Below are 13,946 nucleotides of genomic sequence, written 5' to 3'. Positions count from 1 at the left end.
ATCACCTACTAAGAACTTGATTGAGCTGGCTTTTGCGAATAATCGTAATAATCGTAATAACCATGGCTGTGCTCATCTTTTCTTTTACTAATATCAACCTGGTTTAATACTATTCCTGCAACATGGGCTTTTGCTTCAAATAAACGCTCAACCCCAGCCTTAATGGGTTTAATACGTGTAACATCAGATTTGACAACGTAAATAACTGAGTCAGAACTTTTAGCAATTACTAAAGCATCACTTACCGCTTGCGTTGGTGGCGTATCAATTATTATGTGGTCATATTTTGTTTTTAATACCTCAAGCACTTCATTAAAACGTTGGCTAGATAAAAGCTCAAGCGGATTAGCTGGAATTTGTCCGCTCGGCATAATAGCCACACCAGACTGCCCATCTACATGTACGCACTCGCTAAAATGCTCTGTCCCTACGATTAAATTACTCAAGCCGGGGTGGAATACAGGGATATCAAAGCGCTTTGCAATACTTGGTTTACGTAAATCAGCATCAATTAATAATACTTTACCCATCTGCGCTAATGACATTGCTAAATTAGCTGAGGTCGTAGTCTTACCTTCACCGGGAGTGCTTGATGTGATAGCAATTACTTTCAGTTCACGATCAAGCTGAGTTAACAGTAAACTTGTACGGAAAGTTCGAACTGATTCAGCGAAACGCCTATATTTTTCATCTAGATAGGCATGAATAGGTAAAGTACTTTTCCTAGGTGTTTTAACATGTGGTAACAAGCCTAACATGCGCTGAGCAATTATATCTTCTACATCAGTTTTTGTTTTTACAGTATCATTTAACGCATCAAACACAAAACTCATTACAGCAGCAAAGCAAAAGCTAGCAACAAAAGATAAAATAATAATTAATTTTTTATTCGGCTTTGAAGGACTGTTCGGTGCGTATGCTTTATCTGTAAAACGAGCTGCAGCGGAACTAAAATCACTTGTAACTTCAGTTTCTTTCGAACGAGATAAAAACGTATTGAATATATTGCGATTAGTTTCTACCTCACGTTTTAATTGATTATATTTTGTTTCTTTACGAGTGATGTCTTGGTATTCAGCGCGTATTTTTACCAAATCACGCTCAAGCGCGCTTACTGTGCGCGTTATACGATTTAGTTCTTTTTCGATACCAGTAACAAGACCTTTAATTTGCTTATTAAGGTTACTCTTAACGGTGGCTAGCTCTGCTTTTGCGGAGATTATTTTAGGGTGCTTTGGCCCATACACTTCTCCTAATTCACTTAGCTTTCTCTCAACAATAACAACATCTCTTTTGACATTTTGTATAACTTGATGCGAAGTAATTTCTGGCATACTTCCTAATAATTCTAAATTATTGTTGCCATATTCACTAATTACTCGATTAATACTTTGTAAGTTATTTTTTTCATTACGAGCAACAATTAATTGCTGTGATATTTGTTCTAGCTCTTGTGTCGCAAGCCCCGCTATACCTTCAATATCAACTAACTCTTGCTGCTCTCGATAAGCCTGTAAACGTACTTCAGAGTCATCTAGCTGAATACGTAATTGAGATAATCGAGTGTTTAACCAACTTGAGGCCTGCTGTGTGATGCCCATTTTAGCTCGCATTTGACTATCTATATATACTTGCCCAACAGTATTGGCAACTAGCGCTGCTAACTTAGGGTCGCTCGATTCAAAGCTGACACGTACCAGCTGTGTATTTCGAATTGGAGATACTGACAAGCGAGATTTAAAAGCCCCTAATAAGCTTAGCATTTCTCGTTCAGCTTGCTCTTCAGACGAGTATATAGCGGCCTCTTTTTTATTAATGGGTAAATATGGTTTTAACTCTTTTTTTATTAGTGCCTTTAATTGATTGAAAGCGCTAGGCTTAGCTATAAAGTCTGTATGGCTTTTTAAATCAAGCTTACGGATAACTTCGCGAGCGATACTGTCTGACTTTATTACTTCAAATTGTGTGAGGTAGTATTCTTTTTGATTAGAGTCGAGTCCATATATTTCTTCAAAGCTAACTGCCTTAGCTTGTTCAGCCTCAATAAGTAGAGTAGCTGTTGCAATATATTTTGGTACTAAAGTGAAAGTGATCATGATCGTAAGTAAAGTAACCACACTAGCAAAACTCATAATGCGCCATTTTGCACGCATAACTACTTTTAAATAGGCGCCTAAATCAATAATATCTTCAGTATTATGTTTTTCATTTATTTCGTTCATTCATTACTGCCTTGTAAACTGCTCTAAAACAAGCGTTGTTCTATTTTAATTGTGTCGCCTGCTGCAATTTTGCTGTTTAAATTTCCCTTTTGTTGCTGCTGTTTAGTTTGCTCTTTGTAAATAAATATTTTTTCCGTGGATGCTCGTTCAGTTAAGCCGCCAGCTAGTGCAATAGCTTGATTAACCGTCATAGCTGGTTGATAAGGGTATGCACCAGGGCTTTTAACTTCACCATGTATGTAAAAAGGTCGATACTGTACAACTTGAACATAAACATTAGGGTTTACTAAATAGTCCGGGCGCAAACCATTTGCAATTACTTGCTCAACCTCTGAGATATTAAGCCCTGAAAGCGTCACTTTGCCTAAAAATGGATAATTAACCTCACCACTATTACCAAGTAGCGCCGTCACTTCTAAGTCAGGTTGGCCAAAGACTTTTATTTCAACCTTGTCACCTGCACCCAGCACATAGCTTTTTTCACTTTGAGCTAAGCTAACACTACAAAATAGAAATAGTAAAAGAAAAAAACCAAATTTCATTTGTTAGCCTTTAACGCAAATGTAAAAATAATACCCACCGTTACTCGGTCATACTCAATTGCACTTTGAGTAGAGCTCTTATCAATAAAATCTACATAAGTAGAAATCATGCCAAATTGGTTAGCAACATAATTTAAGCCTAAACGAGCATTTTTAGTTTTATCTTCACGGCCAATATCCCCTGTATATTGCTCATTAATGTAATCAACTTTTGCAATAGAGCTCAAGTCAGAGCTCCAGTTATGAGTCCAGTCAATGCCATATACACTTTCCTTTATGTAATCCCCTTGAACAAGCGGATCTTTTGCTGCTCGGCTGGTTCTTACTTTCACTATAGAGTAACTCAACGGTTTCCAAGTAACTGCAGCTTCCCAACTAAGTCCACTAAAGTTTTCACGGACATTGGATTCAAAGTCTTTATTTTGATAGCCTAACTTAAATGTTCCCGAAGTAATTGCAGTTGCTTTCCACTGCATACCAGCAAGAACTTTAAGGTCAGTACTATCTCTAGAAAAACCACTATTGGCTAACACATCATAATCATAGTTCTCTTGTTTGAATTCAACAAAGATACGCGTAGCTGCTTGGGTATTGTAATAGCCAGTGATACCCAATAATGATTTATCGTAATCACGATAACGCGAAATTTCTCTGAAGTTTTGATATTTTTTCCGAAAATACCCCCCCTCAAATGCGATTAATGCTTTTGAACTTTGAGCCCCATACTCGTAGCGTGCAGATACATTTTGCAATTGATATTTGACTAATTCATTAACTGCATCACCTAAGCCTTCGGTTAACCCTAAGCCTCTAGACTCATAGAGCCATTTAGCATCCCCTGTTAAATCTAACCGATGCTGGCTTGTGAACTCTTTATGTATGGCTGCATCAATATCTACTTGAGTATAATTATCGAGCGACTCCTTGTTATGAAGCGCGCTACTTGTACCTAAGTTGAGTTTATAACTATCCGGGCCATCTTCAATTACTGCTTTTAAATTAGGCTCTATAGTCCAAATCAATCTTGATTCTTCGTTATTTGGCGTACTAAAAAAATTACTATTACTGCTGACCCCAGTCTGCAAGGTTGGCGTTATTTCAGCTCCAATATCAGTCATTACACTGCCAGCCGTTAAGTTAGCAGAAGCAGTACTAGATAAAGCTATGCTTAAGAAGGCTGCTATAGAGCTAAAAGCTTTAATATGCGTTTGCATTTCTAAACCCTTTAAAAATTGTCATGAAAATAATTTTTACATCAAACCAAAGTGACCAGTGTTTAATGTAATGTAGGTCAAACTCAACTCGTTTTTCCATTTTAGTAAGCGTGTCTGTTTCCCCTCGCCAGCCATTAATTTGTGCCCAGCCAGTTATTCCAGGTTTAGCTTTATGACGTAACATATAAAACTCTACTTTCTTTCTGTACTCTTCGTTATGTGCAACCGCATGGGGGCGAGGTCCAACGATAGACATATCACCCTTAATAACATTAATAAATTGTGGCAACTCATCTAAACTTGTACGACGTAAAAAACCACCAAGGGGAGTAATGCGCACATCGTTTTTTGTAGCCTGTGTAACCACATCGCTGTTTTCAGTGACAGACATTGAGCGAAACTTCCATACTTTAATTTTGCGTCCATCCAAACCGTATCTATCCTGTTTGAAAATGATCGGGCCCTTGGAGGTAACTTTAACAGCGAAGGCAATTGCAATGAGTAAGGGAGATATAAGTAGTAAAATTGCAGCAGAAACAATTATATCTTCAGTGCGCTTTATAAATTCACGGGCACCTATAAAGGGTGACTCAAACACACTTAATGTATCAAGTTCTCCGACATGTTCAATTCGTGCATGTATCAAGTTCGAGACTAAAAAATCAGGAATAATGTGTACATCTACAGTTGTATCACCCAACTGTAATAAAATATCTGCGATGCGTTTATCAGCTTTCATTGGCAGCGCAATATATAAAACACCTATAGATCCGTTTCGAGCTGCATCTACAGCATCTTGAATTTTACCAGCCACTTCATGTTTATCTGAATTTTCGAATAAACGCTCTGGTTTTCGATCATCGTAAAAACCTAAAAAGTTAAATCCTAATTCGTCATTTTTGTTAATCTCATTATACAAATGTACAGCTGACTCGGTAGCCCCCACTATGGCTACGTTACGTAAATTAATGCCTAACTTTCTTCTGTTTCTTTTAAACAAATAAGTAGCAACACGCCAGCTATACATAAACGAAACACTTAATAAAAACCATAGGCCTAGGCCTATTCTGGAGAGCGAATCTGAAAATTTAAATATAAAAGAAACTAATAGTAAAAATGCAAATGCTATAAATAATGCCCCCCAAGCACAAAGCACCATAGTTCTGAATTTTCCTGCACGCCACGATCTATAAGCAGACAGTATTTCCGCACAGTATAAAAAGCTTAACGCTACTGTTAGAGCAGAAACCATATATATAGGGGTAAGATCTAATCCATAAAATAAAACGGAGCATTGAAAAGCTATAAATAATGCAAATATATCGAATAATCGATAAAAGTTAGCATCAGATGAGCCTGTTGGTTTAAATGTCCGTGAAGGTGTCATACTATTAATCCTTATAGATATCTTTAATTCAAAATAACATATTCAAACCATAATTAACACTATCTTAAGCTCTCATAACATTCAACTAAATAAAAATGTATTTAAGTTTATTCATTTCAAAAAAAGCAAACAAACCTATTACATGTTTAGTAAGTTGTATAAACGCCCACAAACTCCTACAAACATTTACCAACTTAAATAAACACCTGTAAATTTATACAAACAATTTATTAATCAATTATGAAAACAAAGAATTTAAGTTAACAAGTAATTAATTAAGTTACAATCAAACCAAACATTAATTAACCCCGGTTAGATTAGTGGGTTTTATATTCTTTAAATCAATCAAATCGGGGGTTATTTTTAAATTTTAGCACTAATCAAACTTTTAGATTACAATGCTCAGAAAGTTTACTCAAAGCCATATTTGCTTTTAAATTAAATATCTTGTCGTCACTTAATTGACCACTACTTTTAGCTAGGTTTAATAGTTTCTCACTTGCCGAATCAATATAATATTTTTCAGTAAAACTCAATACGCTTGCTATTTTCTGACTTCTATTACCTATTCCTTTTTTCCCCGTGATTTGTGACCAGGTATCTTTAACTGATGAACTTGGCATTTTCTTAAATTGAAGCTCGATGTTTAACGACTCTGACCAGTCATACCATTTATTTCTATGAATTGGCACGATTGGTTCTAATGCTACCCATGGTATCCTCAATGTATCAGCTAAAATAGCCCCATGCATGGCCTCAGTAATTAATATATCAGACTTATTCAACTCAGCTAAAGAGCTTATAACATCAGGAGCAGTTGGATCAATATAATTGATTCCTGCATTTTTACACACACTTTTCCAATTTCCCCTAGGTATACTTTCGTAATGAGGCATAAAACTAATTTTATGAGTTTTCTCATATTTTGGTAAGCCCATAAAATGAGTCAATATCGCAGAATCTGTTATAGCTAAGTTAGGATCTAAATTAAGCTCTAATGCTGTTCTGGGTCCCCTTACAAAAGCGACATCCCAACTCCCATCATGAATATCTGGCTTAGCCGTATATCCACCATAACCAGAACCCATTACAATTTTTTTAGATTTCTTAGGGTAGTCATCCCACAAAATAGAGCCAACACCTAAAAATAGCTTTGACTCGTCTTCATCAAAAAAACCAGGAGAAACTAAAGAGTCCCACATATATTTATTTAGCTCATCACCGAAGTTAGGTACGTGTCCTGAAAAATAGGTTAATTTCACTTTATATTTCCTTATAATTTTGTTTATGTGCTAACTTTAAAATAATTTTGTTCTTTGGAAAAATACTTAAGGCGCTTGAGGTCAATCTCCCTCCATCAAAGATGTACATTAATATGAAATAGATAATTATAAAAAATAACCCTGCAAGTACTATATTTAAAATTATTAGATCAAAATAAAAGAGCTTACCTAAGCTTAGTGTTAGTAATATACTTATGACGGCACAGATAACAGGTGATTTGAAACTTGAAAGATATTCACTAATAGTTATATTTAATAGTTTACACGAGCGCATCATAGAGGCAGTGCAATAGGTTAGTTTTGCAAGTATGAGAGCAACTAAAAAGCTTTTAACTCCCCAATATACGCACAATGTTGTTATTGGCACTATAATAATAGATAACTTTAATTGTAAGTAAAACCACCATTTCGCATTATTAGTCAGAAGAATAATGTTTTTTTGTGGAATACCTAATATTACTATCATATATGCAATACAGAAAGCTTGGAATATTTGAACTGACTCAAGCCACTTTTCTGTAAATAAAATAATAAATATATCTGATGAGTAAACAAATAAAAAAATAAAAATAGGATATAGAAGCAAAACTGAAAAATAAACAGAGTTTAAAAAACCTTTTTTAAGGTTGCCATTCTGTGCTTGCATTTTCGCCAATATAGGGAAGCTAACTTCTGAAACTGTACCAATAAAAACCTCATTCATTATAGTAGATAACCTTTTTGCCACACTGTAAAAACCAAGCTGTCTATTCCCTAATATACTACCAATAATCAGTGACTCATAATGACTTAAAGCAAAAGTAAGGCCATTTGTTAAAGTGGTATATATAGCAAATGAATTAAGCTTAATAATACAATTAAACTTGAATATAAATTTCACTTTATCTCTGGCTGGAATATATACAACTAAAAAGTTAAAAATGGACAGCACCACCTGTGACCAAATTAATGCCCATATACCATAATCTAAAACAAGTAATGTTATTATTATAGTGGCTGATAAAACTCCTGAAAAAAATGTTCTTAAAGCTAAATGTGCATACTTTTGTTCCTTCAAAAGCACTATATTTAATGTAGCATAAAGCCCATCGAAAATTAGTTTTAGGCAAAATATTGATAAAGCGATATTGAATATTTCTGTCTGGAAGTCGAAGAATGACACTAAACAAAAAGCGAGTATTAGTAGCACCAATATTATTGAAACAAAAAAGTGGAGCCAAAAAATACTACTAATCGTTAAGGTATCATCTATTTGGTATTTTATTATCGATTCACGCCAGCCAACAGGCATAAAACTACTAGATATATAAATAATTGACAGTGAGAAAGCGATTAGACCAAAATCTTCTGGAGCTAAAATACGTGCTGAATACGTAAATACAGCAAAATTAATTATTGGCGGAAAAAACTTACTGACAAATAGCCAAAGAATTCCATAAGATTTATTTACGCTCACTTATTTAATCTTCTTTTAACTACGCGAATGAAAAACTGAGTCCTTAAATTTTTTAAAATAAAAATAAAAGCTGAAAAGGAATTAGTAATAGATTTAATTGTTGTTTTATAGCGCTTATTTTTTATAGATGAATAAAAACAAATCCATTGAATTTTCATATTAATACTTTTAGCGTGACGTAGTAGTAGCTTTCTTTCTTGGCTAGATAAACTTTTTATTTTTGCAAGTGCGTAGTCACAATCTCTTAAATGAATTAAATCAGTTTTACTATGGTTGCCAGAGAGGGAATTTTCTCTAACAACAGCTACATAGCCAGATGCTTCAATTAACTTCAGTTTTGCGCCCAAAATTAAGCAGCGGCAATAAAACTCATAATCTTCACCAAGACGCATATTTTCTCGGTAGCTTAAATTGTATTTTTCTAAAAACTGACGCTTTATGATTGGTTTTATAAAACCAAGCTCTTTTCTAAACTCACCTTTTTTAGTAATGTTTGATTCAATAAAATCTGATAAAGATATTATTGCCGGAAAGTCCTGCCTGTCTCCAAGCATCTTTGTTTTACGTGCTAGCGGATCAGTTTCATTTATACGAAACTTATCATCAGCAATTAAGTCTTCGCCTTCACTATAAGCTAATAGTTTTTCATAACGACCAGTTTCAATGTAATCATCAGAATCTAACACAGTAACCCATTTTGAAATCGCCCTAGAAAGGGCAATATTACGTGCCTTCCCGGGACCACTATTCACTTCAGTAGAAAAGATACTAACTTTAGAGAACTTAGCATTTAAACAGGTTAAAACTTGCATTGTGTTATCTGTAGAGCAATCATCAACAACTATCACTTGGTTAACAAATTTATCATTGACTACTGATTCTACTGCTCTGGTAATTGTTCTTTCTGCATTATAAGCAGCAATAATAACTGCTATAGTATCGTTCTCAGACAAAATATATCCCTATTGTTAACTTTAAACTGTTAGCCTTTACAACGTATATTCACCTTGTAGAATTTGCTTTTTTCCAAGTAACCGTTTTTTTACCTGTAATTGACTGTAATATACCAATACCCGCAGCAATATTCGCCATAGTAAAGTATTCTGCAATGACAGCTATTTTTGAAACAACAGGCACTTTAGGAAGTTTTTCAAACCAAGATAATACAGCCATTATATAAAACGAGACTTGCGCTATTAAGGTTACTTTAAATAAATAACCACTCTCAAAAATCGCTAAATACACATTAGAAACTAATGCCAAAACCATAAATAATAAACTATACCAACGTAATACTTTATGTGAGTAAAGCTTCCATAAATTAAAAAGCGACAAAGTATTTAAACATTCTGATCGTAAATGCTTATAGCTATTATAAGAGCGATTACTAATTCTGATTTTTCTCGGGAATTCTTCTGCGGTACTTTCAGCACCTTTTTCATAAGCAACTATAGTATCATCAAACTTTAGCTTATAACCCTGATTGATAACGCCCATAGACGAGCAAAAGTCATCAAGCACATGCACTGGAAGCTCTCTTAATAAGCTTGTTCTTATAGAAAAAATAGAACCATCTGCACCCATCATTGAGCCAGATAAAGACTCTGATTTTTTGATCATTTCTTCGTATTTCCAATACAAGCCATTACTTTGTGCTGTTCCTTCAAGATCATCGTTTGTATAAATTAATTGGCCTGCAACCCCACCTACTTCGTCGTCTTTATAGCACTTTGAAATTTGCAATAATGCATCTTTTTTCAAATAAACATTAGCGTCGGAAAAAACTAAAAAGTCACATTCAACACCAGCTAAAGCTTTATTGATTGCGTTAGTTTTCCCCAAGCCATCACTTACTTCAAATAATTCGACTCTTCCAGGATATTTCTCTATATAACTTTTTGTTATTGAGACAGTTTGATCTGTGGACGTATCTGATATTACTAGTATTTTATAGCTCGCTTTATCGTAGTCTAAAGCCAAGTGGTTTTCGATTTTTTTGCTGATCACTGATTCTTCGTTATGAGCTGGTACGACAATAACAATACTCTTATCATTAGCTGTAAATGTGGTATTTACATACTCTTTTTTAACAGCACCAAAAATGTATATGATTAAAGGAAAAAAAACATATATATATAATAAAATAAATACCGAAATAAAAAATATCACCATCACTCATTACCATCCATTGCTTTGCTTTTATATAAAAGCATCAAAGTTAAAACTTTATCAATTACATTCCTACTGATAAACCCTGACATAATCTATTAAAAACTGCTGAGGAAATATAGAATCATCAATTCCATGTTTTCCTCCCCAAGAACCACCAATTGCTAAGTTAATTATTAAATACATCGGCTCATCAAAAGGCCATGATTCGGTATTATCATCTTCTTTTTCATAACTAAAAACTAGCTTATCATCTATAAAAAACTTAATAACATTAGAATATTTTTCAACAGCATATATATGATATTCAGATAAGAGATTTTTTAATTTAAACCCCTTATTTACCGCTTTTTTATTCTGGTGATTTCTCATCTTAGTATGCAAAGCTATATGCACTTTATCTTTTTGGTAACCAACATATTCCATCATGTCTATTTCGCCTTTAGCTGGCCAGCCTTTACCTTGCTTATCGACTCCAAGTAGCCATATTGCAGGCCACACCCCAATGCCATGGGGTAATTTAGCACGTACTTCAATTTTTGCATTCGTCCATGAATGCAAATTACGTGTAGTTAAACTAGCAGATGTATACATAGGTTTTGGAGAGTCAAATAATTCATCCCATAGACTAGTTTCTATACTCTCCAACTTCCTTGCCTCAATTATTAAAATTCCATCTTTAACTCTTGCGTTATGAAGGTTGTTTGCTACGTACAACTGTTTTTCACCATTTCGTACATAGCCTTGTTCGTACCCCCACTTTTCACTAGCAGGTAGGCCATCGCTGTTAAACTCATCACTCCACACTAACTGATTGTACTCTTGTGCATAGAGTGGCCAAGAGAAAGCCTGTAAGCATAAGAAGTAAAATAAGTGTATTTTCACGCGTAGCTCCTAACATTACCACCGGAGAAGAGCCCATAAAAAAAACCAACACCGTGGGATAAGTCACATAAACTATCTAAACATGTATGCTTCGAACTAATAAAGTACGGCAAAAATGAAAGTAAACCTTTTGCCAAATAAGCAGCCCCTTTAAAGCAGCAAGTAAAAAGTGCTCCTAAGAAAGTCTTATTACAGCTTTCAATTTTAAAGCCTGTAGCACCCATTCTAAAGCAGCGACGTAAAGCCCATTTAGTTGTTAAGCGTTCAATAACGATATGTTCTTGAACTATTGCATTATTAACCCACTTAATTTTGCCACCACATGCTGTTAACCTCAAAAAGAGCTCTTTATCTTCTCCACCGTGAATAAGCGACTCGTTGAAGCTAAGATTCAGTTTTTTAAGTGTATTAACATTAATCAAGATATTATTGGTAGCAGCCCATTTCACCATCACACCATCCCTTAATTTACGCTCGTGGTACAAACGGGCTAAGTTAAAATATTTATGAGTGCCTTTGGGAAATATGGCTTTTTGGGGGCCTGCAACTACATCATAGCCCTTCGCTTTATCACACAGTAAGTTCAGCCAGTTTTTATCTGCATAAGCATCGTCATCAATAAACGCCAAGTAGTCGTACTGGTTATTTTGTGCATAATTTAGTGCATTATTCCTTGCAAACGGTATCCCTTGTTTAGTTTCTAAAACGTGTATTACATTAATTTTTTTATTGTTAGTAAACTTACTCACGCTGCTATTAACTATCTGATTCAATTCGGAATTATTTTCAACAATCAATATACTTAGCTCTATGCTGCTAATGTAACTTTGTTCAAGGATACTTAAAATACATTGCTCGAAAGTCGCGCTTCTACTTCCTGTTGTTAACACGGCTACTAATACTCTCAAATTACTCTCCCTGTTTTCTTAACTTAATAAGCGTTTACGTATTGGTAACCATAACAGCCTGCAAGCTGTTGGGTTTATAACTGCAATAGAAAGTGATTTTAAAATCTTTTTACGCTTTATTGATTTTACAAGCAAAATATAAGCTTTAGTGTTTGATAAGTTTCTATTTCTTATTTTAAGAGCTGCATTTTCACTTTTATTAAGTTCATACATCTCTACAAATTTTCTATCGCCCCACTGAAACCTTGAAATATGCCCTTCCGTTAACTGGCCAGAAATGGAGTCCCCTCTAATGGTGTATACATACCCGAAAAAGTCTAAAACTTTTGCTACTGCATTAGCCGCTAAACACGATGCTAAAAAGTAGTAATCCTCACCAATTCGAACTTCAGGCCAGTATTCCACTTTTGTTTTTACTAAAAACGATTTTAAAAAAAGAGGCTTTACGTAACCTGTGGTTTTTTTACCCATGAAATCTGCATTCCCGCTTATAAATTCTGCTAAGGATAAGTTGCCTGTTTTGAGTTCATCATTAGTGTAAAAGGGAGATAGCGCCTGCTCTCCCTCACGGCACATATAAAAATTATCTATAAGAATATCTGTAGCATCATCTTCAGAATTAAGCATTTCGCTCAATCTATTAGGTAAGAAATAATCATCAGAGTCTAAAATTGCGATCCACTTACCTTTTGCAGCTTCAAATCCAATATTACGTGCATAACCTGGCCCCCCATTGCTATTCGATTTGATTAACCTAACCCGCTCATCGCGATAATTCTCAACAACCTCACAGGTGTTATCGCTTGAAAAATCATCAACAACGATAACCTCAAGAGAAACCTTTTGTTGAAGCGCCGAATCTATTGCTTTGCTAATAAATTTTTCTGAATTCCAAGCAGCAATAACAACTGATACTTTTAAATCAGCTTTCATCTAGTAACCTATTGCAGTTATCCATTGAATACATACTCCCTTTATCACTATCTAATACTGAATTATTTCTTTTTTACCAAACAGTTTTGCAAGCACCCCAACATGAAGCGTGCCTCTAAGGAGCCAATGATATTTTTTGCTTTTACCTAGTATTGAAAGTAGGCACATTAGTATACAAAATGAAAATTTACAGCTAGCTAAAGTGCTGTATTTTATTTTATCCAGTACACTGATATTTTTAGTTATTAGACGTGCGCCGCATGTTTGTCCAAACCTGAACTTCCTTTTTAATAACCACATCAGGTTGGCACGTTCAGGCGGTACATCTTCAGTAACCAATGCATCTTTTGCGAATGCAAAGCATCCACCATTAGAATAAACATAAGAAAAAAAGCTACTATCTTCTCCGCCTGATTTACCTAAAGCAAGATCAAACCTCAACCCCTTACAAGCTTGGTGCTTTAAGTTAATCAGAGCATTTGCTGTCGAAGTTGTTTTTATTACCCCTTTAACAAAAACTGGTTGTTGAGAATGAAAATCACATATTTTCATCCAGCTAGGCGCACTGTCGTCATATATCGCTTTAACAGGTCCACATACTACCGCTACTTTTTCCTGCTGCGCTTTTTTATATAAGTTTGAGAGCCAATTAATGGAAGCCACTTCATCATCATCTATACATGCCAACCAATTACTATCTGCATTGTCTAAACACGCATTTCTTGCAATAGAGATATTTTGATAAGGGGCATGGATATAAATTAAGCGCAAGCCAAACTCTTCTGCCCACCCCTCTATTTTAGCTCTTGCTTTATCGGTCTTATCATTATCGGCTATAAGCACTTTTAGCGTTATTTCTCTTGGCAAGCATTGCTTTGAGATAGAATATAGAGTCTCTTTAAGGCTATCTCGTTTATAAGTACAAATTGCCACGCAAATATCCATCG

At 34.8% G+C, this 13,946-nt stretch carries 12 protein-coding genes; all 12 read right to left on the bottom strand.

The window, feature by feature from the left end; all coding sequences use genetic code 11:
- Positions 1–8: 8 nt before the first annotated feature.
- Positions 9–2,222, bottom strand: a complete 2,214-nt coding sequence (locus tag VOI46_RS06815) for a polysaccharide biosynthesis tyrosine autokinase (RefSeq protein ID WP_004587728.1) — start codon at positions 2,220–2,222, stop codon at positions 9–11.
- A gap of 23 nt (positions 2,223–2,245) precedes the next feature.
- Entirely contained in the window at positions 2,246–2,764 is a 519-nt protein-coding gene (locus tag VOI46_RS06810; RefSeq protein WP_004587727.1) for a polysaccharide biosynthesis/export family protein, read from the bottom strand.
- Positions 2,761–3,978, bottom strand: coding sequence for an outer membrane beta-barrel protein (locus tag VOI46_RS06805; RefSeq protein ID WP_004587726.1), 1,218 nt, complete (start codon positions 3,976–3,978; stop codon positions 2,761–2,763). Before VOI46_RS06805 ends, VOI46_RS06810 begins: the two co-directional genes overlap by 4 nt.
- On the bottom strand, positions 3,962–5,365 hold the full coding sequence (locus VOI46_RS06800) for an undecaprenyl-phosphate glucose phosphotransferase (protein WP_039972245.1): 1,404 nt from the start codon (positions 5,363–5,365) through the stop codon (positions 3,962–3,964). Before VOI46_RS06800 ends, VOI46_RS06805 begins: the two co-directional genes overlap by 17 nt.
- 380 nt (positions 5,366–5,745) lie before the next feature.
- Positions 5,746–6,627 carry a polysaccharide pyruvyl transferase family protein gene (locus VOI46_RS06795; protein ID WP_004587724.1) on the bottom strand — a complete coding sequence of 294 codons (882 nt, stop codon included), beginning with the start codon at positions 6,625–6,627 and terminating at the stop codon, positions 5,746–5,748.
- A gap of 1 nt (position 6,628) precedes the next feature.
- Positions 6,629–8,104, bottom strand: coding sequence for an oligosaccharide flippase family protein (locus VOI46_RS06790; protein WP_004587723.1), 1,476 nt, complete (start codon positions 8,102–8,104; stop codon positions 6,629–6,631).
- A complete protein-coding gene (locus VOI46_RS06785) occupies positions 8,101–9,057 on the bottom strand; it encodes a glycosyltransferase family 2 protein (RefSeq protein ID WP_004587722.1) in 957 nt (318 codons plus the stop codon). The genes VOI46_RS06790 and VOI46_RS06785 overlap by 4 nt, the downstream gene beginning before the upstream one ends.
- 49 nt (positions 9,058–9,106) lie before the next feature.
- On the bottom strand, positions 9,107–10,276 hold the full coding sequence (locus VOI46_RS06780) for a glycosyltransferase (protein WP_004587721.1): 1,170 nt from the start codon (positions 10,274–10,276) through the stop codon (positions 9,107–9,109).
- A gap of 69 nt (positions 10,277–10,345) precedes the next feature.
- Positions 10,346–11,158 carry a glycoside hydrolase family 16 protein gene (locus VOI46_RS06775; protein ID WP_004587720.1) on the bottom strand — a complete coding sequence of 271 codons (813 nt, stop codon included), beginning with the start codon at positions 11,156–11,158 and terminating at the stop codon, positions 10,346–10,348.
- Positions 11,155–12,066 (bottom strand): glycosyltransferase family A protein, encoded by a 912-nt coding sequence (locus VOI46_RS06770; RefSeq protein ID WP_004587719.1) that lies wholly within the window; start codon positions 12,064–12,066, stop codon positions 11,155–11,157. The genes VOI46_RS06775 and VOI46_RS06770 overlap by 4 nt, the downstream gene beginning before the upstream one ends.
- Before the next feature lie 18 nt (positions 12,067–12,084).
- The gene (locus tag VOI46_RS06765; RefSeq protein WP_004587718.1) at positions 12,085–12,999 is read right to left on the bottom strand and encodes a glycosyltransferase; all 915 of its coding nucleotides are present in this window, start codon (positions 12,997–12,999) and stop codon (positions 12,085–12,087) included.
- A 51-nt stretch (positions 13,000–13,050) separates the two neighbouring features.
- The gene (locus VOI46_RS06760; protein WP_004587717.1) at positions 13,051–13,944 is read right to left on the bottom strand and encodes a glycosyltransferase family 2 protein; all 894 of its coding nucleotides are present in this window, start codon (positions 13,942–13,944) and stop codon (positions 13,051–13,053) included.
- Between the last annotated feature and the right edge of the window lie 2 nt (positions 13,945–13,946).

Source organism: Pseudoalteromonas sp. CuT4-3 (assembly GCF_035666335.1).
Taxonomy (GTDB): Bacteria; Pseudomonadota; Gammaproteobacteria; order Enterobacterales; family Alteromonadaceae; genus Pseudoalteromonas; species Pseudoalteromonas atlantica.
This window is presented reverse-complemented; position numbering and strand designations above follow the sequence as displayed.